Source organism: Thermococcus sp. AM4, assembly GCF_000151205.2.
Classification (GTDB): Archaea; Methanobacteriota_B; Thermococci; order Thermococcales; family Thermococcaceae; genus Thermococcus.
Map to the genome: position 1 here is coordinate 1,277,819 of NC_016051.1, position 23,877 is coordinate 1,301,695.

Annotated in this window: 20 protein-coding genes; 3 read left to right on the plus strand and 17 right to left on the minus strand. The window is 56.0% G+C overall.

Annotation, left to right across the window (positions count from 1 at the left end):
• Nucleotides 1–30: 30 nt before the first annotated feature.
• The 7 genes from TAM4_RS07035 to TAM4_RS07060 all read right to left on the minus strand — a co-directional run bounded on the left by TAM4_RS07035 (nucleotide 31) and on the right by TAM4_RS07060 (nucleotide 7,792).
• Nucleotides 31–1,173 carry an RNA ligase gene (locus tag TAM4_RS07035; protein ID WP_014122547.1) on the minus strand — a complete coding sequence of 381 codons (1,143 nt, stop codon included), beginning with the start codon at nucleotides 1,171–1,173 and terminating at the stop codon, nucleotides 31–33.
• Nucleotides 1,174–1,203: 30 nt separating this feature from the next.
• Nucleotides 1,204–3,477, minus strand: coding sequence for a tetratricopeptide repeat protein (locus TAM4_RS07040; RefSeq protein ID WP_014122548.1), 2,274 nt, complete (start codon nucleotides 3,475–3,477; stop codon nucleotides 1,204–1,206).
• Nucleotides 3,478–3,535: 58 nt separating this feature from the next.
• Nucleotides 3,536–3,682: a hypothetical protein gene (locus tag TAM4_RS11760; protein WP_014122549.1), complete on the minus strand. Its 147-nt coding sequence runs from the start codon at nucleotides 3,680–3,682 to the stop codon at nucleotides 3,536–3,538.
• A gap of 2 nt (nucleotides 3,683–3,684) precedes the next feature.
• Nucleotides 3,685–4,299 carry a hypothetical protein gene (locus TAM4_RS07045; RefSeq protein WP_237702068.1) on the minus strand — a complete coding sequence of 205 codons (615 nt, stop codon included), beginning with the start codon at nucleotides 4,297–4,299 and terminating at the stop codon, nucleotides 3,685–3,687.
• Nucleotides 4,299–5,906 (minus strand): hypothetical protein, encoded by a 1,608-nt coding sequence (locus tag TAM4_RS07050; protein ID WP_014122551.1) that lies wholly within the window; start codon nucleotides 5,904–5,906, stop codon nucleotides 4,299–4,301. The genes TAM4_RS07045 and TAM4_RS07050 overlap by 1 nt, the downstream gene beginning before the upstream one ends.
• Nucleotides 5,907–6,010: 104 nt before the next feature.
• Nucleotides 6,011–6,559 carry a 50S ribosomal protein L16 gene (locus TAM4_RS07055; protein WP_014122552.1) on the minus strand — a complete coding sequence of 183 codons (549 nt, stop codon included), beginning with the start codon at nucleotides 6,557–6,559 and terminating at the stop codon, nucleotides 6,011–6,013.
• Nucleotides 6,560–6,631: 72 nt separating this feature from the next.
• Nucleotides 6,632–7,792 carry an MFS transporter gene (locus TAM4_RS07060; protein ID WP_014122553.1) on the minus strand — a complete coding sequence of 387 codons (1,161 nt, stop codon included), beginning with the start codon at nucleotides 7,790–7,792 and terminating at the stop codon, nucleotides 6,632–6,634.
• A gap of 162 nt (nucleotides 7,793–7,954) precedes the next feature.
• On the opposite strand from TAM4_RS07060, the gene TAM4_RS07065 reads away from it, so the two are divergent.
• Complete coding sequence (locus TAM4_RS07065) at nucleotides 7,955–9,112, plus strand: alanine--glyoxylate aminotransferase family protein (RefSeq protein ID WP_014122554.1); 1,158 nt, start codon at nucleotides 7,955–7,957, stop codon at nucleotides 9,110–9,112.
• 2 nt (nucleotides 9,113–9,114) lie between these two features.
• Here the strand turns inward: TAM4_RS07065 and TAM4_RS07070 are convergent, their stop codons facing one another.
• From TAM4_RS07070 to TAM4_RS07080, 3 genes are read right to left on the minus strand one after another with little or no spacing between them, the layout of a single operon-like run.
• Nucleotides 9,115–9,696: a type II/IV secretion system ATPase subunit gene (locus TAM4_RS07070; RefSeq protein ID WP_014122555.1), complete on the minus strand. Its 582-nt coding sequence runs from the start codon at nucleotides 9,694–9,696 to the stop codon at nucleotides 9,115–9,117.
• 54 nt (nucleotides 9,697–9,750) lie between these two features.
• The gene (locus TAM4_RS07075; RefSeq protein WP_014122556.1) at nucleotides 9,751–11,133 is read right to left on the minus strand and encodes an ATP-binding protein; all 1,383 of its coding nucleotides are present in this window, start codon (nucleotides 11,131–11,133) and stop codon (nucleotides 9,751–9,753) included.
• Between the two features lie 48 nt (nucleotides 11,134–11,181).
• Nucleotides 11,182–12,525, minus strand: a complete 1,344-nt coding sequence (locus tag TAM4_RS07080) for an ATP-binding protein (RefSeq protein ID WP_014122557.1) — start codon at nucleotides 12,523–12,525, stop codon at nucleotides 11,182–11,184.
• Nucleotides 12,526–12,735: 210 nt separating this feature from the next.
• On the opposite strand from TAM4_RS07080, the gene TAM4_RS07085 reads away from it, so the two are divergent.
• Nucleotides 12,736–13,638 (plus strand): asparagine synthetase A, encoded by a 903-nt coding sequence (locus tag TAM4_RS07085; protein WP_014122558.1) that lies wholly within the window; start codon nucleotides 12,736–12,738, stop codon nucleotides 13,636–13,638.
• A 10-nt stretch (nucleotides 13,639–13,648) separates the two neighbouring features.
• Here TAM4_RS07085 and TAM4_RS11520 read toward each other — a convergent pair whose 3' ends face one another.
• Nucleotides 13,649–14,782, minus strand: a complete 1,134-nt coding sequence (locus tag TAM4_RS11520; protein ID WP_052306400.1) for an ATP-binding protein — start codon at nucleotides 14,780–14,782, stop codon at nucleotides 13,649–13,651.
• 99 nt (nucleotides 14,783–14,881) lie between these two features.
• Here TAM4_RS11520 and TAM4_RS07095 point away from each other — a divergent pair, with 99 nt between their 5' ends.
• On the plus strand, nucleotides 14,882–16,066 hold the full coding sequence (locus TAM4_RS07095; protein WP_014122560.1) for an aminotransferase class V-fold PLP-dependent enzyme: 1,185 nt from the start codon (nucleotides 14,882–14,884) through the stop codon (nucleotides 16,064–16,066).
• On the opposite strand, the gene TAM4_RS07100 is transcribed toward TAM4_RS07095, so the two are convergent.
• From TAM4_RS07100 to nuoE, 6 genes are all read right to left on the minus strand, one after another.
• Nucleotides 16,067–16,585: a hypothetical protein gene (locus tag TAM4_RS07100; RefSeq protein ID WP_148258646.1), complete on the minus strand. Its 519-nt coding sequence runs from the start codon at nucleotides 16,583–16,585 to the stop codon at nucleotides 16,067–16,069.
• A 318-nt stretch (nucleotides 16,586–16,903) separates the two neighbouring features.
• Nucleotides 16,904–17,161 (minus strand): hypothetical protein, encoded by a 258-nt coding sequence (locus TAM4_RS07105; RefSeq protein ID WP_048150220.1) that lies wholly within the window; start codon nucleotides 17,159–17,161, stop codon nucleotides 16,904–16,906.
• A gap of 19 nt (nucleotides 17,162–17,180) precedes the next feature.
• Complete coding sequence (locus TAM4_RS07110) at nucleotides 17,181–18,575, minus strand: ATP-binding protein (RefSeq protein WP_014122562.1); 1,395 nt, start codon at nucleotides 18,573–18,575, stop codon at nucleotides 17,181–17,183.
• A 60-nt stretch (nucleotides 18,576–18,635) separates the two neighbouring features.
• Nucleotides 18,636–21,485 carry an NAD(P)-binding protein gene (locus TAM4_RS07115; protein WP_014122563.1) on the minus strand — a complete coding sequence of 950 codons (2,850 nt, stop codon included), beginning with the start codon at nucleotides 21,483–21,485 and terminating at the stop codon, nucleotides 18,636–18,638.
• Between the two features lies 1 nt (nucleotide 21,486).
• A complete protein-coding gene (gene nuoF / locus TAM4_RS07120; protein ID WP_014122564.1) occupies nucleotides 21,487–23,286 on the minus strand; it encodes an NADH-quinone oxidoreductase subunit NuoF in 1,800 nt (599 codons plus the stop codon).
• Nucleotides 23,279–23,743, minus strand: coding sequence for an NADH-quinone oxidoreductase subunit NuoE (gene nuoE / locus TAM4_RS07125; protein ID WP_014122565.1), 465 nt, complete (start codon nucleotides 23,741–23,743; stop codon nucleotides 23,279–23,281). Before nuoE ends, nuoF begins: the two co-directional genes overlap by 8 nt.
• Nucleotides 23,744–23,877 lie beyond the last annotated feature (134 nt).

Below are 23,877 nucleotides of genomic sequence, written 5' to 3' on the forward strand. Positions count from 1 at the left end.
CGGACTCATAACTCACTAATCCCCTCCGCATCAATCCACGAACGCCAGGCCGTTCCAAAGCTCCCTTATCTCGCGCGTTGCGTCCGGATAAACGCGCTTGAAGGTTATCCTCCAGTAGCCGTTTCCGAGGTCCTCGATGTCCTCGATGTGGATCTTAACTCCGAGCCTCTCAAAGTGGGTAACCATCCTGTGGGCGGTGCTCACGTTCTTCACCCTGACCCGGAAGGTCTCCTCCACCTCCCCCCCGCCGGCAACTTCGTGAATGCTCTCGACGAAGGGCTGGAGAAGGGCCCTACCGAGGGCCTTCGCGTATTCGTCGAACTCCTCGCCCCTGATGCGCTTTTCAGCCAGATAGAAGGCCAGCCTCTTGATCCTCTGCATGAAGTAGCCGTGGGGCAGATCAAAGAATATGTGGGAGCCTATCCTGATGTCGTTGATGTTGGCGTAGGGCGTCACGTACTTCGCTATCCTCCGCATATCGGGCGTCTTCATCACGATGCCCTCTCTGCCCTCCCCGCTCAGCCTCTCGATGAGGTCGTAGAGCTCATCCATCCTCGAGCGGTCGTAGAGACCGAAGACCTCCACGTGATCAATGCCGTACTCCTCCGCAAGTTTGAGCCTCTCCTCAACTGGAACGCTCCTGCCGGTTCCCTTTTCCTGAACGTCGAACAGGAAGAACTTGATGTCCTCTTTGACGTAGGGCGGTCCCTCAACGAGGTAAGGGCTCTCCGGCCCGGCCATCTCGCCAACGAGAATCAGGTTGGGGTAGTCCCTGAAGAACTCCTCATTAACGAAGTCGAGGATCCTCTCGGTCGTGAAGGGACAGACGAAACCGCCCCTCGTGAGCGCCAAAATCCTGCCCCTGACCTTGACGACGCGAACGTTGTAGCCGTCGACCTTCTCCTCGACGTAGAAGGGTCTGCCCTTGAAAACCCGCCTTATCCCGTTCTCAAGCTGGACGATCCTCTTTATGTGCGGAAAACCCGCGACGACGGTGCCGTCCTCGAATACAACGGTCCCCCTCCTGAACCCCCTGGCCGAATCGCGGAAGCGGAGGTATCTTATGCCCTCGAACTCGTCTTCCATAAGGCCGCCCTTGCCCTCAAGGATTTCAAGCCTCTCCTCCGGGAGGCCGAGTTTCAGGAGGAGGTTTCGAAACGTCGAACCGACCATTCTCCCACCGGAGAAAATAGGGGGCCATCGTTAATAATCGTTATGAATAACCCTCAGGTCAAAGACCCTGCCCAGCTCGTGGAGAACCGCATCGTACAGCCATTCGTACTTCCCCAGATGCTCCCTCCCCCTGCGGAAGTACTCCCCTCCGTCGTCGCCCATCAGCTCCCTCACCGCACCGAGGAAGAGATAACCAGCCCACGCGAGGGGATAGTTCGTGCTCTGGGCCAGCGCTATCATTTTTTCGGCGTTTCTCTCAGCCTCCTCCAGCTCGCCGAGCCCTATGAGGGCAACGGTCATGTAGGCAAGGGAATCAACGGCCCTGCGGTAGTTCTTGATCCTGAGGAAGTACTCCGAAGCCTCACCCGCCAGCTCCGCGGCCTTTCCGTAATCGCCCAGGTTGTAGTAAGCCTTTGAGAGCTCAAAGCGGGCCATGCTGGCGCTGAAGGTCAGACCGCTGGCGAGGGAGAACTCGAGGGCTCGAAGGTAGTAGTCAACGCCCTTGCCGCACTCGCCCATCTCGCAGTAAACGTCACCAACGTGGAAGAGCACCTTAACTTCCCGCTCCGGATCCGGCGGGAGGAGTTTTAAGACCTCCATCTCCCGCACGGCGCTCCTCAACGCCCCCTCCAGATCGCCGGTGTAGTAATCGTACTTCGTCCGCTCCATGTGGTACCAGAGCCAGACGAGTGGATCGTTCAGGGTCTCGGCTATGGCCTCGGTCCGTTTGAGGTATTCCCTGGCCTTCTCGAACTCGTTCCTTTCGATGTAGAGGTCGCTGAGGTAGCTAAGCACGTTGGCGAGGTGAATTCCGTCCAGCCCATCGAGGGCCTTCAGCCACAGCTCCTCCGCCCTGTCGAAGAAGCCCCTCTGGAAGTACACCTCCGCGATTTCGGAATCAACGTAGGGGCTTTCCTCGGCCTCGCTTAAAACCCTCAGATAAGCAGTTGGAAAGTCGGCTATGAGGTGGTTGAACCTCCGTATCCTCGTCTCCGTCAGATCCCTAAACCTCTCAAACCTTCCCGACCGGATCGTGTACCTGAACGCCCTTATGAAGTCTGTGGGGGAGTTCTTAGAGAGCAGATACTCGGCGTACTCAAGGTAATAATCCCGCTCGTCCCCGTGAAAGCCCTTCCTCGCGAGGCTTCGCACCAGATCGTGGAGGAAGTAGCTTTCACCGCTCCGCTCCACCAGCCCCTTCCTCAGGAGGGAGTAGAGGACGGGAAAGGTGTTTCTCCTCCCGTAGAGGCGCTTGATTGCATCGTATTCGAGGGGCTCCTCAAATAGGGCCATGAGGGAGAGCATCTCCCTCTCATCTTCCGTCAGGGAACCGTAGGCCTCCGCAAAGATAGCATCGAAGAAGTTCCCGATGTCACCACGGGTTCCGCCCCCAGCCTCGGCGTAGAGGTTGAGGGCGAGGGGATGCCCTCGCGTCACGCCGTAGAGCTTCGCAAACTCATCCGGCTCCATCTCGACGCCCCGACTCCTCAGGAGCTCGTAGGCGTCCTCGGGTTCAAGGCCCCTGAGGTGGAGGTAAAGGAGGTTGTCCCACAGACCGAGGTTGGGCCTCTCGCGCGAGAGGAGCACGAGTTTTCCGTTCCTCAGCCTCGACGACAGGAAGGAAACGAGCCTCAGGATAACGTCATCCCGGCACTTGTGAAGGTCATCGAGGACTATCTTCGCCCCGGTTTCCTCAATTCCCTCAAGGATGAGCTCAAAGATAGCCCTCTCCTCCCTGCCACCTCCCCGGAGGTAGTCGAGGAGGAGCGAGTAACCCCTCGTGTTCAGGAAGAGCCCGAGCTGCCAGGCCAGGTAGTCAAAGCCCTCCACCCCGGTCATCTGGTACCAGAAGGCGTCTCCAAAGACCCTGGCGGCGAGGCTGGTCTTCCCTATGCCCGCCATTCCATATATCACTATAACGCTCTCCTCCGCCGAGACCAGCCGAGAAACCTCCAAGCTTCTGCCAACGAAGAGGCCAACCCGGGGAAGCCTCTCCTCGAGCAGGGGAACTTCGTAGCGAACGCGGTTCGACGTCTGGAGAACCACGCCGCCGGGTTCAAAGCTTATCCGGAGTTCCCCAACTTTGAGGGAGTAGACCCTAACGTTCCTCCCCCTTACCCTGACCCATCTGCCCTCCACGAGCCCGAGGCGCTCCATGAGTCGAAGCCGCCTCGACACGTCGGTCTCGTCCCTCTGGAGGATGCGGGCGAGCTCGCGAGGATTAAAGGAGCCCGACTTGAGTACGGAGAGTATCTGAAGGTTCGTCTCGTTGGAGATGATCCTCAGCATCTTCACCGTGTCCATCGAGGACACCTTAATCCCTCTACGCGCCCGAACTACTTATGGGTATCGAAAAAGAAAATCAGCGGGGGCGCTCCTTCATCGCCTCACTGATCTGTTTCATTATGAAGCTCTCCTCAGCCCGGAGCACCTTGATGACGGTTTCTCTGTTGAGGTTTGTTTCCTTCACTATGTAATCCACAAGCTCCCTCCTGACCCTCGCGAGCATGTTCACCCCCTCTTGGGGAAGTTGAGGACGACGAGGCCAACGAGGGAAACCGCAACGAGGCCGAGGTAGACGGGGTTCCTTCCTCCCCCAGATGGAAGCTCGTACTTGACGATCCCGTCCTCGAACCTGATGTTCTTCGCCCCCTTCGGCAGGACCAGGGTTATCGTCTCAACGAGCCTGCCCTGACCGCCGAGTATGGGCTCAACGGTCGTCAGCACCAGCGTGTTCCCGTTCTGGGCTGAGAGGGTGGTGTCCTTGCCGCCGACCTTTATCTCCCAGTGGGATCCCCTGTTTATGGCCGCCCCAAGCATCGTGTAAGTTGAGGTGATCCTGTTGTTCGTGTCGTCCCACTCGATCTTCATCCCCTCGTACTGAGTATCGGTTCTCTTGTTCTCGAACTCCCTTTTCAGCATGTACGTGGTCGGGTAGCTCTGCTTCATCTGGAGGTAGAGGTTCGGGGTGAACTTCCAGACCTCCTCAACCTGCGCGTTGCCGGCCTCGTCCACGACCATCTTCATCGTGCCGTCTATCTTGTACTCGACGATCTTAACGTCCTGGGCAACCGCGAGGGGAACGATCAGGAGCAGGAGTAGAGGAACGAGCCACCTCATCCCCATCACCCCAGCCTGAAGGTGCTCACGATCTCCTCGCCGAGCTGGTTGTACTCCTCGTTGTTCCTCGGGAAGGCGTAGACGACGGCAAAGCCAAGGCCGTTGGCGGTGAAGTAGCGAGCAACCGCTGCGTAGTCACCCTGTCCAGAGGAGAGCGAGTAGAGAACAGTGTAAACGTCCATACCCGCAATCGTCGAGTGCGTCTCCTGCCGGGCGTTTATCTCAACGCCGCTCTGGGCGAGGCTGTTCTCAAAGGCGCTCACCATGTCCTCCACACCAACCCCCTGGGAGTAGAGCACCATGAACTCGAAGTTTCCGTCGGGGCTGGAGAGATAGACCATTCCCTCGTACTCGTCCGGGGCATTCCAGCCGGCCGGGTACTGGAACGAGAAGTACTGGCCCCTGTAGGCTACCCATTCCCCTCCGTTGTTTCCGCCGTTGCCCCCGGTATTCCCCCCGGTGTTGCCCGCGTTTCCATTGTTCTGGTTTCCCGCGTTTCCGCCGTTGTTCTGCGGGAGGCTTATCCCCCACTTGGTCAGCACGTCCGCCGGAAGCTCCGGGAGCTCCGGGGGAACGACGCCCGAGGCGTGAAGGGACGCGACGTCTATTATGATGTGGGGCCCGCTCATGGCCATCTGCCAGCTCTTCTGAACGCCGACCTGAACTGCCTCCTGGAAGGACGCGCCGTCGTTTATCGCCGTCGTTTCCACAGGTATTATCGTTCCGCTCGGGAGTTCGATGAGGGGGAAGGCATGCCCCGGGATCAGAACGATGTAGGCCTTTAAACCCTGGGACATGGCCAGCGAGGAGAACCACAGCGCGAGGTCTATGCACGTTCCGCTCTTGTCCCGTATCACGTCCCTGGGAAACATTATGTGCTCGGAGAACTTTCCGGTCCAATAACCTTCGGCCTCAGTCTTGTATGAAAAACCGTTCAACCTCGCCAGCTCCCACATGCCGCTGAGACTCTTTATGGCCTCCTCATCGCTCAGGCTCGCTCCGGCTCCACCGGCCAGTTTGTTCCCCAGATCCGCGAACTCCCTCACCACAGGATCGCTCGGCGTTACCCACGCAGCCAGGAGGGGGGCGTTGCTGAAGGTGTCGTAAAAACTCCCCGTGCTCTCCTCGGGCGCGAGGGAAGAGAAGACGAAGTCGTTTACCCCCAGTATCGTCAGGGATTTTGTTACGCTTTCCTCCCTGGTTTTCCCGTTCACCTCGTAGGTTATGGTTATCCTGAGGTTCGAGGGGGTCGCGGCCGTTAGCTTCGTGACCTCACTCGACAGTATCGGGTAATAGAGGTCAACGATAGCTCCCCCTGGCACGAGAACGGGATAGCTCTTCACCGTTTCGGGGGCGTAGTTGTCTATCGAGTACCTGATCCTGATGTTCCTTATCGGCCCGTTTCCGGTGTTCCTGAGGAGGACCTTGGCAACCCAGAAACCGAGCTTCGGATTGCCGTAGACCTTGTAGGCACCAGAGGTTATCTGCTCGATCGAGTAGACCTTGTACTCAAGCCTTCCCTCTCCCTTTCCCCCAAAGGCGCCGACGTAGCCTGCCAGCCCAAAAACCAAGAGGATTACCAGAGCAACCGAACCTATCACTCGGGGGTTCATAGCATCACCGATCAAGAATAGGGCGAGGAGATACTTACGGCGTTGGTTTGAGAGAAATCGTCAAACCCGAACAAACGGGGGACAAAGAAGCAAAAGGAAAACCTTCAGCGCTTCATCGTGGAGAGAACCTTGGTGGTGACGTCGTTGCCTTCCCTGTCGTAGATCCTGTAGTAGGCGCTGTAGGGAAGCTTCATCTTGGCCCTGTGCATGGCACCGAGGGCGAACTTGAGGTGGTTCTCGTTGACCCAGACGGTGAGTATCTTCTGGTCCTTCTTGACGCGAGCCGCCAATCCAATCGGCTTTCCGAAGGGCCTGCGCATACCGTTTCCGTAACGGTCGGCCTTCCTTCCGGTGGCCATCGGGTTCTCCCTGAGAACCTGGAACGGGTAAACGCGGATCTTGAAGTGGTAGTTGCTCCTTCCAACGTTCTTCTGGAGGTACCTGTTGACCTGAATACGAATCGCCTCAAGGGCGTTCTGCCTTATCTGCATCGCCTGCTCGGCGTGGAGGCTGACCTCGTACTGGAACTCGGCAGAGAGGTTGCCCATGTCGAATATCGTTATCTTCGGTCCCGGAGCACCGCGTATGTATTCCCTCCTCGTGTAAGCGGGCTTGTCAACGTCCCTATCAATCTTCGCTGGTCTAAGTCCCATAATCTCACCTCCAAATGAGCGTAACCGGTCTGAACTTAAGCCGTTTGAGCCCCTTATAAAAGTTTTGGACTTTCACCCATCTTTCACCCTCGTCCCCTCGATTATCAGCCCGAGCGAAAAGGGCAGGAAGGTCAGGAGCGCGAGGTGGAGGGTTAGTCCAAAGTGGACCTCCCCGAGCGAGTAAGCCAAGCCGAAGAGCATTCCGCCGATGAAGGTCGAGAGGTTCTGAACCGCGTTCACGCCGCCTATCGCGAGCGAGGAGCGGTGGTAGGAAGCTAAAACCTTCCGCGAAATCGGCCTGAAGCTCTGGAAGGCGAAAAGGGCCAGAAAAATTCCAAGGAAAACTGTCGGTGCGGTCTTTATCGACGCTAAAATCGGCGATATTCCCGCGAGCAACGCTGTGAGTTTCACCATCCTCGCCTCGCTCCTCACATCGGCGAGCCACGAGACGAAGTAGCTGAGCAACGCCGAGAGGAACCCCGTCCAGCCGAGCAAAACTGCGGTTCTCTCCTTGCTCAGCCCCAGAGCCTCCGAGACGTAGACGTAGGTTATCTCGCCCGAGGTGAAGGCCACTATAACCGCCATCAGCGAGGCAATCGTTAGAACCCTCTTCGGGTTCAGGCTCGGGCTCTCGCCGTCCGGCGTTTTCTTCTTCCTCGGCGTTATCAGGTCGAAGAGGAGGTAGTAGCTGAGGAGCATTATAATGCCCGTCAGGACGAAGAACGCCGAGGAAATCCACATCTGGCCGGCCAAACCGAGCCCAACCGTGTAGGCGTAGACGTAGTTGCCGAGGAGAGACGCTATACTTCCGAAGAAGAAGTAAACCGCGGTAACGCGCGCCCTTATCTCCTTCGGCGTCGTTACGGCTAAAACGAACTGGGCCATCGGCCAGCTTATTCCGTTGAGAAAGCCATTGAGGAGCTTTATTCCAACGACCTGAAGCCAGCTCGACGTGAGCGGGTAGAGCTGAACGGCTACCGCGTTCCCCATCATCGCTATCGCTCCGAGGTAGACGAGTTTCTTGCCCCGCTCAAGGACGAGACCGCCGAGGACGGACGAGAAGGCCCTCGCAAGCACAAAGGACATCGAGACGAGGGAAACCGCGAGCATGCTCGCCCTTAGAATGTCTCGCGTGTAGAATGCTATGGCGGGGGTTGCGAGGCGAAATGCAATCGTTCCCGTGAAGGCCGAGGCGATGAGGAGCAGAATCCCGGCGAGCCTTTTGCGCTCCACCAGACCACCTTCTGAACGTTACGCACTTGACTTAAAAGGGTTTGGCCCCCGAAAGTTTTTCGAAAGCCGAACCGATGGGTGCGTTTAGTTTCAGATTTTTCATGCAATTGTCGAGCGAAGACTTTTTACCGTCTTCCATCAACACGCTTCGAGGTGATTGGAATGGAGCTCCGTTTCGACATGGAGTATGAGAACGCTTACAGGGAAGTCTACGAGATGGTGAAGCCGAAGTACAAGCTCTTTACGGCCGGACCGGTTGCGTGCTTCCCAGAGGTTCTCGCGATAATGAGCGTGCAGATGTTCAGCCACCGCTCGGCCGAGGCGAAGGCCGTTCACGTTGACACCCTCGAGAGACTCAAGAAGTTCCTTGAGGCCGACAAGGGCGAGATAATACTCTTCCCGAGCTCGGGAACCGGCTTCATGGAGTCGGCCGTTAGAAACACCGTCCCGCGCGGTGGAAAGGTCCTCGTCACAATCATCGGCGCCTTCGGAAAGCGCTTCGCAGACGTCGTCGAGGCCAACGGAAGGAAGGCAGTAATCCTCGAGAAGGAACCCGGCTACGCGATAAAGCCCGAGGAACTGGACGACGCCCTCAGGAAGAACCCCGACGTCCACGCGGTCACGATAACCTACAACGAGACCTCGACCGGTGTTCTTAACCCGCTTCCCGAGCTGGCCAAAGTGGTCCACGAGCACGATAAGCTCCTCTTCGTTGATGCGGTTTCCGCAATGGGCGGAGCTGACATAAAGTTCGACGAGTGGGGCATCGACCTCGTCTTCGCGAGCAGTCAGAAGGCCTTCGGCGTCCCGCCGGGACTCGCGGTTGCGGCTGTGAGCGAGCGCGTTTTTGAGATAGCCGAGAAGATGCCCGAGCGTGGCTGGTACTTCGACCTGCCTCTCTACAAGAAGTTCAACGAGAAGAAGAAGGGAACGCCGTCAACCCCACCGCTCCCGCAGATATTCGGCCTCAACGTCGTTCTCAGGATAATCGAGAAGATGGGCGGAAAGAAGGAGTGGCTCGACATGTACAGGAAGAGGAGCGAGATGATACGCGAGGGCGTCAAGGAGATGGGTCTCGGAATCCTTGCTGAGCCCGGCTACGAGAGCCCGACGATAACGGCCGTCGTCGTCCCCGAGGGAATGAAGGGAGTTGACGTCTACAACGCCATGCGCGAGAGGGGCTTTGAGCTCGCCAAGGGCTACGGAAGCGTGGCGGAGAAGACCTTCAGGATTGGAAACATGGGCTACATGACCTTCGACGACATCCGCGAGATGCTCGACAACCTCAGAGAGGTTATAGAAGAGCTGAGGAAGAAGTGAAATCAGAGCAGGGGCTTTAACTCCCCGTTCTCTATTTTGTAAATCCTGTTTATCTTCTTCATTCCGGTTCTCCAGTCCCTGCTCAGCTCGACGAGAACGTCGAAGCGGTCGAAGGTCTTCTCGTCTATCCCGAGCCAGTGCATGACTTCGGCCTTTAAGTCGTCGCTCATCGCCAGCGAGGTGACGATGAAGGCGTAGTCGTCTATCAGCTCATCGAGAATCCTCGGGACGCTGACGGTGTGGAGGGTGTCTATAACCACGTAGTCCGGGTTGAGTTTCTTCAGTCTCTCTATTACCTCCCCAGTCCTCTCGTCGGTGGAGCGCCGGTCGAAGGCGGTATCAATGACCTCGATGTTCGGCTTGAAGGGCTTGAACTCGCCGTAGGCAGTAACAACGGCCACCTTCCAGTCGTCTGGGACGTAGTGGAGTAACGCCTCCACGAGCTTCGTCTTTCCGCTCCTGCTCGTTCCAGCGATTAGTACGTCGTTCTTTCCGAGGACCTCTTCCTTCAGGAGCTCCATCTGCTCAGGCCTTGCCGAGCCGTAGCGTATCAAATCCTCGGGCTTGAAGATGTAGACGCCCATTCGGTTCACCGTAAGTATTTCTCGCAGGGGGTTATAACGGTATCTTTTGATGGGCTAAAGCTTCTCCACCTCCCTCAGCCTCTCGAAGTCTCTCAAATCCCATACAAGCCAGCTCTCTTTCCTCAGCTCTTCCTTTTCTTCAACCTTCTTAGCTACAAGTCCGCAGGTCCTTTCCCAATCGTCCAACCCTACAAGCTCCGCCTTCCGTTCCAAGTCCTTCAAAATTCCCCTCGCTTCCCTCTCACTCAAATCCTTCCACTTAACCTCGACAAACAGGGCCTTCCTCTCCCTCTCGTTCAAAGCGACCAAATCGATTTCCTCACCCTTCCGCCACCAGCGGCCGATTTTTGTAAAGCGGAACGGCAGTTTTCCAGCTTTATTCAGCTCGATTAAAAACTGCCTGGCAATATCCTCAAAGACCCAGCCGAGGTAGCGGTTGAAGTTCCTCTCAAAGTGCTCCAGCGCTTCATTAGGCATTCCAATCTCTATCCCCTCCTTGAACGGGTAAACGAACGTGTAGTAAAAGGCGAAGTAGTTGTCCCGTATGAAATACCGCGAGTTCCTTGCCCGTTTCTTCGGCTTTTCCGTAACGGGGGCTTCCCTGCCAACGATGCCAAGGTTCATGAGTATGCTGAGGTAGCGCGTCAGCTTCGAGCCGTCGAGCCCCGTCGCGTTCTTCAGCTCGTTGAACGAGCGGTGGCCATAGCTTATCGCCTCCAGAATCGTGTTGTAGGTGCTCAGGTCCCGGAGCTCGTATCGGAGCAGGTATTCGGCTTCATCGTAGAGGAAGCCCCTCCCGAAGAACTCCTCCCGCGCGTTCTCCTCCGGGGAAAGAGACGGGTCGAGGCGAAGCAGGTACTCAGGGATTCCATCTACCATGCCGTAGACCTTGACGAGGTCTTCGAGGCTGTAGTTCGGAAAGAACTCGCCGATGTGGCTGAACTTCAGGGGCTCGACCTTGAGCGAGAGAGTTCTCCTCCCGTAGATTGGACTGCCGTAGGAAACGAGCTCCTCCATCATCGAGACGCTCGAACCGCAGAGGACGATGCTCCCGCTTCCCCGGAAGTCAAGGTGCTCCTGAAGGACGCCAAGGATTCTGGGGTGGTTTTTGACCAGAATCTGGAATTCGTCAAAGATTACCACGACGTCCTCCGGCAGTCTCTCGAAGAACTCATCGAATGAGCGTACTGGATGCCTCAGCAGTGATTCATCGCCCGTGAGTGAGAAAAGCTTTGCGTTGAGCGTTCTCAGGGTCTCACTAACTTCTTCCTCCTTGCAGAGGTGGTAAAGGGTTCTGAACCCCCTGGAAGCCTCAACGAGGAGTCTCGTCTTTCCAACCCTTCTCCTGCCGTAGACGATAATCAGCGCGCCCTTTTTGAAGACTTTCCGCAGGGTCGTTAACTCCGCCTTTCTGTCAACGAACTTTTGTGTAATCATAATTATATAATCGCAATTATACTATTTAAAGGTTTTTCATTGTTCCAATTAGGGAAACTCCTCCAAGTCCCAGACAAGCCAGCTCTCCTTCCTCAGCCCTTCTTTCTCCTCAACGTTCTTTGCCACCAGTCCATAGAACCTTTCCCAATCGTTCAACCCTACAAGCTCTGCCTTCCTCGCCAGGTCCTTCAAAATTCCTTTCGCTTCCCTCTCACTCAAGCCCTTCCACTTGACCTCAACAAACAGGGCCTTCCTCTCCCTCTCATTCAAAGCGACCAAATCGATTTCCTCACCCTTCCGCCACCAGCGGCCGATTTTTGTAAAGCGGAACGGCAGTTTTCCAGCCCTGTTCAGCTCAATGATGAACTGTCTGGCAACATCCTCGAAGGCTCTCCCCACGTAGGTGTTGAATTCATCCCAGTCCATCTCAAAGGTTCCGAGCTCTATCTTCCCCCTGTTCGGCTTAACAAACCTGAACCAGAAGGCGAAGAAGTTGTCGTTGAGGTAGTAGCGCGCCTTTTTGCTCCTCTCCGGCTCGGTAACAGGAACCTCGCGCCTCACGAGTTCGAGGAAGATTAGGGTTCTCAGGTACTTCGGCATGTCCTTGGCCTCGATTCCCGCGAAGCTGGCAATCTCGCTGACCCTGTGCCTCCCGAGGGCAATCGCCTCAAGAATCAGGTAGTGGCGGTGGACGTCGCCGAGCTCCTCCCTCAAAATGAACTCTGGCTCCTCGTAGAGGATTGACGTCGGCGAAAAGGCCACCTTCAGGAGCTCCTCCTCGAAGTTTCTCCCCTCAAAGAGCCTGAAGTACATGGGAACGCCGCCGGTGACCGAGTATATCTTCACGACAGTCTCAATCGGTGAGTTTTTGAAGTACTCGCGGACGTGGAAGAAGTTGAGGGGCTTAAGCTTGAGCTGTGCCGTTCTCCTGCCGTAGAGGGGGTTGCCGTACTCCATAAGTCCCTCCATCAGGCCGATTATCGACCCGCTCAGAATGAGGAAGAACCCCTCGTCAAGGATTTCGTCTATGACGTGCTGGAAAACCGCCGGGGCGTTCTTATCGGTAAGCAAAAGGTACGAAAACTCGTCTATAACGACGACGAGCCTTTCGGGAGCCTTGAGCTTCAGGAGTTCAAAGGCCTCCCTGAAGTCCCTAACTTCAACCTTTGGCAGGTCAAGAACCTCGGCGGCTTCCCTGTAAAACCTCCTCGCGTTCGACTCCAGCCCGTCCCTGTCGGCTAAGAAGTAAACTGCATTTTTCCCTTCAATGAACCTTTTCACGAGCTCGGTCTTCCCAACGCGCCTGCGCCCGTAGAGGATCAGGACCTCCTTTTTTCCTGAGCGGTAGAGCGAGTCGAGGAACTTTAGCTCATCTTTTCGGTTGACAAACATTATCCTCACCAAGATAATCTTGAGCGGGATAATAATTTAAGCTTTTCCCCATCTTTGGTAGTTGGTGCACAATCTGTCAATAAATTCAAGAAAACTCGTCTAATTTCCAAAATATCTTAAAAACTCATGTCAAAATTTGACTTCCGTCCCAAAATTTCTGCACAAAGGCAATAAACCCGAAGGCACTCTGACGAAAATTGGGTGATTGATATGAACGCCCTCCAAATCGTAAGCAGGAAACTTGACCCTATTGCCGAGGTTCAGACGAGGGCAGTAGCTTACCTCACGGGCGAGCTGTCCAAGAAGGGCTTCCGCTGGTTGCTGCCTATAGTGCTCAGCTCGATAACCGACCCCCTCTGGCCGGACCCCGCCGCCGAAGAGGCATTAAGGCCACCTGAGGTCGAGGTCTACGGGGAAAGACTTAGACTGACGCACAGCATGATACTCCACAAGCAGATGGCCGTTGCGATGGGAATAGATAAGCTCTTCGTCCTCTCGCCCAACATAAGGCTCGAAGGAAAAGAGGCGGACGACGGAAGGCACGCCTACGAATTCACCCAGCTCGACATGGAGATTGCCCATGCGAGCATGGACGACGTTATGGGCCTAATCGAGGAGCTCATCGTCGGCCTGTTCCGCGAGCTCAGACCGGTAGTCTGGGAGTCCTTCGAGAGGGAGCTTCCGAAGCCCAAGAGGCCCTTCAAGCGCTTTACCATTGAAGAAATCCGTGAGGAGTTTGGAAGCGAGGAGGAAGCCAGCAGAGCCCTTGAGGAGCCCTTCTGGATAACTGGAATCCCGAGGGAGTTCTACGACAGGGAAGTTGACGGAACCTGGAGGAACTACGACCTCTATCTCCCGGAAGGCTACGGCGAGGTCTCGAGCGGTGGGGAGAGGGAGTGGGAGTACGAGAAGATACTGGCCAAGATACGCTCGGCCGGTCTGAGCGAAGAGGCCTTCAGGCCCTACCTTGAGGTGGCAAAAGCCGGTCTGCTGAGGCCAAGCGCCGGGGCAGGGATAGGAATCGAGAGGTTAATCCGCTACATCGTCGGGGCGGAGCACATAGCAGAGGTCCAGCCCTTCCCGAGGATTCCGGGCGTTCCGGCTGTTATTTGATGCCCCGACTTCATCTCTTCTCAATTTCTGCGGTACTCAGGTACTTGGCCGCCTCCCGATACAGCTCATTAACGAACTCGTAGGTTACGTTGGCTCGATTCAGCTCGTTTTTCTTTAGGACGCCGAGTTCCTCAGTGAGCTGTTCCAGAACCTCGGAGAGGGCTGGCTCGGACAGTCTGCTAACGGCCTTCAGTTCACTCCACCTCTTCGGGCCCTCTGAGAGGGACTTTAGGAGCTTTATAGTCTTGTAAGGCTCAGTTCTCGTTGAAACATAGTTTATTAGCTCCCTCTTTGCCTTCAGGACCGCTTCATCTCTTACAAGGCGCTTTGCACGCTCGTGAGGTTCTCCCCTGCATCTCTTGTAGCCGTAGAGGGTGAGCCAGCCGGGAAGCGTGCCGAGTGTCATTATTGCGTCGGCAATCTCCGAGTGCCCGTATTCTATCCCGCATTCCTCAAAGCCCTTTAACAGGTACTCCTCCGCAGTTTTAACGGGCCATGGGCTAAGAACCAGCTGCTCTGGGGGTCTGCCGAACATCGCCTCTTTCTTCCCTGCTGTAAACAGGGCCTTAAGAACCCCTGAGTATGAACCCGTAAAGATTATCCTCAAATCGGGCCTTTCGTTGTAGATTTCCCACAAACTCCTTAGGAGAATGTCTTTTCTGTTCCTCACTTCCTGTATCTCATCGAGGATAATAACGGTGTCTGGGGGCAGTGAGTTCACAGCCGACACGAAGTTCCTAACGGCACTCCTTCCCCGCTCAAAGTCCACGTTGAATTGAATTCCGGTCTTCAGTATGCCTCCAGGGTCAGAAATATAAACGCCCAAACTAATACTTTTCAGCCTCCTTTGGGATTTCATGGCCTTAAACGCGGTTTCTATGCTATCCACCACCTTGCGAGAAAATTCTCCAAAGCTACCGCAACTTGCAACGTTTATGTAAATGCCCATTGAGTTTTTATCTTGTACATACCTCCTGACCGCGGACTTGGCGAGGCTCGTTTTACCCACCATTCTCGGGCCAAGAACCGCGACCCACACACCATCGTGGAGATAGGAGAGAAGTTTTTCAAGCTCTTTGTTCCTACCGAACAGGTTATCGTCCCTTGGTTTGGGCGTGAAAAATATCTCTCTACCTCTTCCCACACAACCCACCTAAGTACTTAGGTGGGTTCTGCACTTAAAAGGGTTTCGAACATGACAATCCTTTAAATCCTGTTCATTGAATCTTAGACGGCGATACCCATGATGCGGAACCTCTTTCCGGCCCTTGAGAAGTTCAAAGCCTACCTCAACACCGCGAGCACCGGATTGATGCCCTCGACGGCCCTTCTTGAAGCGACAAAGCTCCTGAGCGACGTGATAGAGTTCAACGGGGAGGTGAACTCCGTTGACTACATGGACGAGCTTGTCTTAAAGCCCCTCCAGAGGGAAGCTGGAAGACTAATGAAGGTCAGGCCCGAGAACGTCGGCCTCTCGATTCAGACCACAGAGGGGCTGAGGAGAATCCTGCTGGCCCTCGAGCCGAAGAGGGGGCAGAACTTGGTTTCCCTCGACACCGAGTTCCCCACGATTCCAGCGCTTCTCAAGAGCTATGCCAAACGATTCGGCCTCGAGCTCCGCGTTGTTGAGAACAGGAACGGCCTCCACAGCCTTGAAGATATCGAGAAAGCTATAGACGACAACACCTTCGCGGTCGTCCTCAGCTCCGTAAACTGGGTCATCGGCGAGCGGATTGATTTGAGCGAACTCTCAAAAATCGCCCACGAACACGGCGCGTGGCTGATAGTTGATGCCGTTCAGCACCTCGGCTCGCTGAGGCTCTTTCCTGAGAAGGAAGGCGTGGACGCCCTCTCCGCCGGCTCGGAGAAGTGGCTCATCAGCCCGGACACCGGGGCGGGGTTAATCTACGCCTCTGATGAACTACTTGAGGAGGCCAAGCCAATAGCGGGGTTGCTCAACAACGAACCGCCAACAGGGGACTGGGGCAGCTGGTGGGGACTGCCGGAGAAGGACCCCTGGGGCGAGCTGAGGCCCGCGAAAGGAATCAGAAAGCTAGACTTCGGCGGAGGACCTCCGTACCTAATCGCCTCGGCACTTCTCGCGTCGCTCCGGCTGATTAACGGACTGGGAATCGATAGGATAGAGCGCCACAACACCAAGCTCGCAAAGATTGTCGCCGATGAGGTTAGGGCCCTTGGCCTCGACGTCTTCTCGACGGACTCGCCGATAGTGACGATAAAGACCGGGCTGGACTACAGCGCGGAGGATGCGCTCTACCAGAGGCTCGTCGCGGAGGGAATTTCCGTCAGCCACCGTGGTGTTCTCGGCCACTACGGGATAAGGGTTTCCCCTCATCTCTACAACGAGAGGGAAGACGTGGAGCTGTTCCTCGAGGCGCTGTTTGAGGCCATGAGAGCCGGAGCGTGACTATAAGCCCCGCAGAAATTCCTCAGCCTTTTCGATTTCTCCCTTCTCGGCGAGCTTCAGGACGGCGGTGTAGAGGCCTATGAGTTCGAGGTTTTCTTCGGGGTTCTCGATTAGTCCGTCGATGCGCCTCTCAAGCTCCAGCCTGAGGTTCTCCAAGGCATTTTCGGAGTAGCCGGCAAGCTTCAAGCCGGAGAGCAGGCCGAGGAGCTCGCGGGCGGCGAGGGTAAGATTGATTTTTACTTTTGTTGCCCTCCTTGGCTCCTCAACTATCTTCTTCGTCTCCGGGAAGGTTGGTTTCTTTGGTGGTCCTAAGTATTCTTCCGGCATCATTTTTGCGATCATGCGAATTGTCTCAGTGAATTCTGGAATCTTTTCTAAATCCCCATCAATTGGTTGGAATCCTGTTCCGCTCGCTCTTCTTTTCTTTTCTTCTACGATCTTTTCGGCGGCATCCGCCGCCTTTTTTACAAATTCTACAAATTCTACTGGACTGATATCTTTGCCCAGGTGGTCTCTCAATTCGCTGTATATATTTTTGGCGGCCTGCTCTAGCGCCTTTTCTTTGAACTCTTCGAATGGGAGCAGAGAATACCCCGTGTATGTGTATATCGTTTTTTCATTTTTTTCTCAAGATTTGGTTCCTCATCAACTCCAACAATTATTTTTGGGTCTCCTCTCCTATCAACGGCCGGCCACATGGCGTGTTTGAGGGCGACGGATGGTTTTGTATGGCTTTTAGTTCTTGCTGCCAGCGGGATCGAAATTATCTGGAGGAGTGTGGTGTATTTTGCGGCATCTTCTTCTGTGGGTGCAGCCACTCTGATTTTCGTTTCATATTTATTGTATGGGTTTTTGCCCGGGTGGTGAAGAGAATATATATATGGGCTCCTCTATTGCTTTTTCGAGATTTTTATCAACATTTATTCCGTGTTTTTCCAGAAGAGCACGCAAATGATCTTTCTCTGCGAGTAGCGTCGCATCCTCTCGCACGCGTTTCGTCACATGTACAGTCGCTTTTTTCTTCTTTCTTCCGAGGATGCCCTCAGGTACGTGGAGCTTTCGCTCATAGGACCTTGCGATATGTTTGCTTACCATCTTGTTATCCCTCCACAGTCTACCTGTTTACGGATTTACCAATAAGCCTTTCGAAGTCCTCCAAGTCCCAGACCAAAAATCCCTCTTCCCTCAGCTCATCTTTCCCCTCAACGCTCTTAGCAACCAAGCCGTAATAGTGCTCCCAGCCTTCCAGCCCAACAAGCTCCGCCTTCCTCTCCAACTCCTTCAAAATTCCCCTCGCTTCCCTTTCACTCAGTTCTTTCCACTTGACCTCAACAAAGAGCGCCCGCCTTTCCCGCTCGTTCAAAGCAACCAAATCAATCTCCTCTCCTTTTCTCCACCACCTGCCTATCTTCGTGAACCTGAAAGGCAGTTTTCCAGCCCCCTTCAGCTCGATTAAAAACTGCCTGGCAATATCCTCGAAAACCCAGCCGAGATACTCGCTCAGGTTCTCCATCACAAGCTCCACCAGAAAATCTCCCTGTCCGGTCTCTATCAAGTCCACGTTCGGGTGGACGTAGCGGAACCAGAAGGCGAAGTAGGGGTCGGCTATGTAGTACCGCCCCTTCCTGCTCTTTCTGCTCGCGGTAACGGGAAGCTCGCGCCTCACGAAGCCCAAATCAATCAAAACGCTCAGGTACTTGGCCACGGTTCCGCGCTCGAGGCCGGTCTCGTTGATTATCTCGCCGAGCGTCGTCTTTCCCCCCGCTACCGCTTCCATAACCGCGAAGTAGTTCCTAGGCTCCTCAAGCTCCTCCATGAGGACGAAGCGCGCATCGCCGTAGAGGAACGAATCCGGGCGGAAGTAGGCCCTGAGGTTCTCCTCGATGGTCTTTGAGTCGTCGAACTCAAGCAGGTAAGCCGGCGTTCCCCCGAGGATTCCGTAGGCCTTAACGAAGTCCTCAAGCGAATACTTTGGCAGGAAACCCCTCGCCTTGAAGAAGCCCAGGGGAGACACCTTCAGCTGTGCGGTCCTCCTGCCGTAGATTGGGCTTTTGTATCCGAGTAGCTTCTCCATCATCGAGACGCTCGAACCGCAGATTACGAGGAAGATTCTGCCCCGCGAGAGCTTCAAATCCCAGTACTCCTGAAGAATCGAGGGCAGGGCGGGGTTCGCATTCACCAGATACGGGAACTCGTCAATAACGACCGCAAGCCTCTCAGCGCTTTTTTGAGCGAGGTACTCGAAGAGGGCGTCCCAGCTTTGGAAGGGGTTCTTGGCGAGAAAGCCGTCGTTAAAGTGCTCCGCCATTCGTTGGGAGAAGCGTTTCAGGTTCTCGGTCTCACTGGTTTCCCTCGCGAGAAGGTAGATTCCGCCGTTCCTCCTCAGGAACTCGAGGAGAAGGGCCGTCTTCCCAACCCTTCTCCTCCCGTAAACTACGATGAACTCCGCTTTGTTTCCCCCAAACCTCTCCTCCAGCAGGGACAGCTCGGCCTCCCTGTTGATGAACATTATACTCACCAGTAATTTACTTGTGAGTAAATTATTTAAAAGTTGCGAGAAAAGAGGGAATCACGAGAAAAGCCCCAGCGGGGAGTAGCCTTCCCTCACTTTCTCAACCTTCAGCTCCATTCCGAGGGCGTTGGTGACCGTTCCGCCCTTCTCGGCCCACCTGCCTGCAGGAATAACGAGGGTCTCGCCGGGCAGCTCAACGGGTTCGTTCGAAACGACCACGTAGCGTTCTGCCTTCGGTATTCCAGTCACCCATGCCCTTATCAGCCCCTCCGCGTTCGCTCCCTTCCTGAGTACCAGTGTCGGGACGTTCAAAGCTTCGCCGTCCTCAGTTACGGCCAGCTCGTAGTCCTTCTCAACGATTTCCTTGCCCCTCAGCAGTATCTTGAGGAGCGGGAACTTCTCCGTGTCTGCCCTGAGCAGGACGCGTTTTGCCTTTCTGACGTTGTCGAGGGTCGCCGTTGATGGACTTCCGCTCACGGTCGAGCCTATCGGAACGCCCTTACGCTCGGCGAAGGCCTTGAGGGCTTCTATCTCCTCGTTGGTCAGGTCGGGCGTTAGAACAAGGGCGTAGTTTCCGCTCTCGATGAACTTCTTCGCCTCTTCCCAGCTTACCGGCTTTCCGTTGAGGAGCAGTCCGCTGAGGGTCTTTTCCCAGGGCCTCTCGAAGCGACAGACATCGCAGAGGTATTTGTTCCACGAGTCCTCGACGCTCGAAGCCCTCACGAGAGTTCCTGCGTAGACCTCAACCGCCATCTCACAGGCGAGGGAACAGCCGTTGCAGACGGTTTTGATTTTCTCGGTCTTCCACGGGCCGGGCTTCGTGAGTGGTGGCCTCTCCACTATCGCGCCGACGGGACAGACGTCGGCCAGCTCGCCGATGAACTTCCCATCAACGTCGGCTATGGTGTCGCCGAGCGGCGGTCCAACCCTCGTGTTGTAGCCCCTGAAGAGGTAGTCTATCACGCCCTCTCCGGCAATCTCGTGGGTGAAGCGGACGCACAGACCGCAGAGGACGCACTTGTTGGGGTCGAGCGTAATTCTCGGGTGGCTCTCGTCAATCTCAAAGCGCTTTTCGCCCCTTCCGAGTTCGGGCTTCACGCCGTACAGCGTCGCGTACTCCCTCAGCCTGCAGTCGAAAACCGCCAGACAGCCACAGCTCATGCACCGCGAAGCCTCGCTCCTTGCCTCACGTTCGCTCAGCGTCTTCTCGACCTCCTCAAAGCCCTTCGCCCTCTCCTTCGGGTCGAGGAGCTTCGGCCTGACCCTCGGCCTCCTCGGCGTCTCGCGGTAGTCCTCCTCCGTAACGTCCCTCCAGTGGTTGTATGGTCTTAGGTCGAGCAGGAGTTCGTACAGCTCTCTATCCTCGGTCAGCTCCCTGATGTGCTTCTCGGGGTTTGCGAGGACTTCTCTGGCCTTCTCAAGCCTGCCCCTGAGGTAGAGGTCTATCATCAGTGCGCCCCTTCTCCCGGTTGCTATGCTCTCTATTACCGTTGACGGCCCGAGAACGAGGTCTCCGCCCGCGAAGACGCCGGGCACGTTAGTCTGAAGTGTAATCTCGTCAACAACGGCCCTTCCGCGCCTCGCCTCTATCCCAAGACCCTTCAGGAACTCCTCGTCGCAGTACTGGCCGATAGCCAGAATGACGTTGTCGGCCTTAACCCTGAACTCGGAACCCTCTATCGGAATTGGCCTCCTCCTTCCGCTTGAATCTGGCTCGCCGAGGCGCATTTTGATTAGCTCCACCTCCTCGACCCGGCCGTCGCCGATAATCCTCACCGGGTTGGCCAGGAAGAGGAACTCAACGCCTTCCTCGATTGCTTCTTCTACTTCGCGTTCGTTGGCGGGCATCTCGGCCTTTGAACGGCGGTAGACGACGGTGACCTTCGCGCCGAGCCTTAGAGCGGTCCTCGCGACATCCATCGCTGTGTTTCCACCGCCGACCACTATAACGCGCTCGCCGAGCTTCACTTCCTCGCCCGTGTTCACCTTCCTCAGGAACTCTATGCCGTGCATCACTCCCTCCAAATCCTCTCCGGGAATCCCCATCTTCCTGCTCTTCCAGGCTCCAACTGCTAGGAAAACGGCGTTGTACTTCTCGCGCAGTTCCTCCAGAGTAACGTCCCTGCCGAGAGCGGTGTTGGTTCTCACCTCGATGCCCGTGTTTATCACGGTCGCTATGTCCTCGTCTAAGAGGTCCCTCGGGAGCCTATATTCGGGAATGCCGTAGCGGGTCATTCCTCCGAGTTCGGGCATCGCCTCGAAGATTGTAACCTCGTGGCCCTTCAGCCTCAGGTAGTAGGCGCACGCCAGTCCTGCAGGCCCTCCCCCGACGACGGCAACGCGCTTCCCGGTAGACGGCGGTATCTCGGGCATCCATGGGCCGTTCTCGAGGTCGTAATCGGCAGCGAAGCGCTTCGCGAGCCTTATGCCGACAGGTTCATCGACGAGGTTCCTCCTGCAGGCTTCCTCACAGAAGGCCGGGCAGACCCTTCCGAGAACTGCCGGCAGGATGTACTTCTCCTTCATCAGCTTGACGGCCTCGTGGTACTTGCCCCTCGCTATCAGCGCGAGGTAGCCCTGTATGTCGGCGTGGGCGGGACAGGCGTCCTGGCACGGACCGATGCAGTCACCGTAGTGGCTCGAAAGGAGAAGCTCAAGGGCCGTTTTGCGCATCTCGATGACCCTATCGCTCAGGGTCTCGACTTTGAGGCCCTCCCTGGGCTTCAGCGTACAGGCCGTCGTTACTCCCCTCTCGGTCTCGACGAGGCAGAGCCTGCACGAGCCGTAGGGTTCGAGCTCCTCGGTATAGCAGAAGCCGGGAACGTGGCCAATCTCGCGCAGGAACTCTATGAGTGGCTTATCCGCCGGAGCGTCAACTTCCTTTCCGTCAACGATGAGCTTGACCATCTCACTCACCCCCGGTAACGATTTCTATCGCGTTGAACCGGCACACCTCGTAGCAGGTTCCGCACTTGATGCAGGCAGATTGGTCTATCTCGTGGGGCTTGAGCTTCTCGCCGGTTATCGCGTTGGCCGGGCAGAAGATTGCGCAGGCGGTGCAGCCGGTGCACTTTTCTGGGATTATGACGTACCTTATGAGGGGCTTGCAGACCTTGGCCGGGCACTTCCCCTCGATATGGGCGAGGTATTCGTCCCTGAAGTAGCGGAGCGTTGTTAGGACGGGGTTCGGGGCGGTCTGCCCGAGACCGCAGAGTGAACCGGCCTTGACCTGGTGGGCGAGCTTCTCGAGCCTCTCAAGGTCCTCCTTCGTGGCCTTGCCTTCGGTGAACCGCTCGAGGATTTCGAGCATCCTCTTCGTTCCGACCCTGCAGAAGGTGCACTTACCGCAGGACTCCTTGACAGTGAAGTCGAGGAAGAACTTGGCGACATCGACCATACAGGTGTCCTCGTCCATGACGACCATTCCACCGCTCCCCATTATCGCGCCGGTCGCGTTCACGCTCTCGTAGTCAACGGGCGTGTCGAAGAGGTACTCCGGGATGCAGCCTCCCGAGGGTCCGCCGAGCTGAACTGCTTTAATCCTCTTCCCGGTCTTCGTTCCACCGCCTATGTCGTAGAGTATCTCCCTCAGCGTCGTTCCCATTGGAACTTCGACGTTTCCGCCGTGCTTTATCTTGCCCGACAGCGCGAAGACTTTCGTTCCTTTGCTCTTCTCGGTTCCTAGCGAGGCAAAGGCCTTCCAGCCGTGCCTTATTATCCACGGCACGTTCGCCCACGTTTCAACGTTGTTTATGTTGGTCGGCTTCCCGAAGAGGCCCTTCTGGGCAGGGTAAGGAGGTCTCGGCCTCGGCATTCCGCGCTTGCCCTCTATTGAAGCTATCAAAGCGGTTTCCTCACCGCAGACGAACGCTCCGGCGCCTTCCTTTATCTCGATGTCAAAGGAGAAGCCGGAGCCAAGTATGTTCTCACCGAGGAAGCCCCTCTCCTTAGCTTGCTTCAGCGCTATCCTCAGCCTCCTTATGGCGAGCGGGTACTCGGCGCGAACGTAGATGAAGCCCTTCGTCGCCCCAATCGCGTAAGCCCCTATTATCATTCCCTCTATTACCCTGTGCGGGTCGCCCTCAAGGACGTTCCTGTCCATGAAGGCTCCGGGGTCGCCCTCGTCTGCGTTGCAGATGATGTACTTCTCGTCGCCCTTCGCCTCCCTCGTGAACTTCCACTTCAGGCCGGTCGGGAAGCCTGCTCCACCCCTTCCGCGAAGCCCGGATTTCATAATGATATCTATGATTTCCTCGGGCTCCATACTAAGGGCCTTCTTTAGAGCCTCGTAACCACCGACGGTGATGTACTCGTCTATGTTCTCGGGGTCTATGTAGCCGGAATTTTCGAGCACTATCTTCACCTGCTTGGCGAAGTAGCCGTCAACGTCCCACGTCTTCCTCTCGCCGTTCTCCCACCAGTCGCGCTTGACTATCCACTCCTCGACGGGCTTCCCGTTTACCACGTGCTCCTCTATAATCCTCGGAACCTTCTTCGGGTCGACGTGGCCGTAGGTGATAATCTCGTCCTCGGTGATTATGTCAACGAGGGGTTCGCGGTAGCACATGCCGACGCAACCAACTATCTTGAGCTTCACGTCGAGGTTTCTCCTCTCAAGCTCGGCCTTTATTGCCTCGTAGGTTTCCCTCGCGCCGGCAGCAATCCCGCAGGAGTTCATGCCGACCGCTATGGCCTTTATCTCAGACATCGAGCTTCCCCTCCCTGAGTTTCCTTATGAGCTTCCTAACCTTGTCCGGCGTGAGCTTTCCAAACACCTTGTCGTTTATCATGACCACCGGTGCCAAACTGCAACAGCCGAGGCAGGCCACCCTTTCGAGGGTTATCAATCCGTCCTCCGTCGTCTGGCCCTCTTCTATGCCGAGCTCCTCCGTTATCGCCTGGACAATGGTTACCGCTCCGTTCACGTGGCAGGCCGTTCCGTGGCAGATTCTCACAACGTACTTTCCCAGTGGCTCGAACCGGAACTGCGCGTAGAACGTCGCGACGCCGTAGACCCTGCTCAGGGGAATTCCGAGGTACTCGGCGATTCTCTCAAGGACTTCCCTTGGAAGGTAGCCGAAGCGCTCCTGAGTCCGCTGGAGAAGGGGGATTAGCGAGCTCGGCTCGGGGGGATACGAGGTCAGGTAATCGACTTCCGCCTCCATGAGCACCACCACTTATGGGCGATAGTTGGTTTGCCGTGCTTATAAATGTGCATTGAAGCACAAGTTTGTAACAAAAGGTTCCCAACCTCCGGTTTGAAAAATCCTTAAGGGAATCTTTACAAACTTAAAATTAT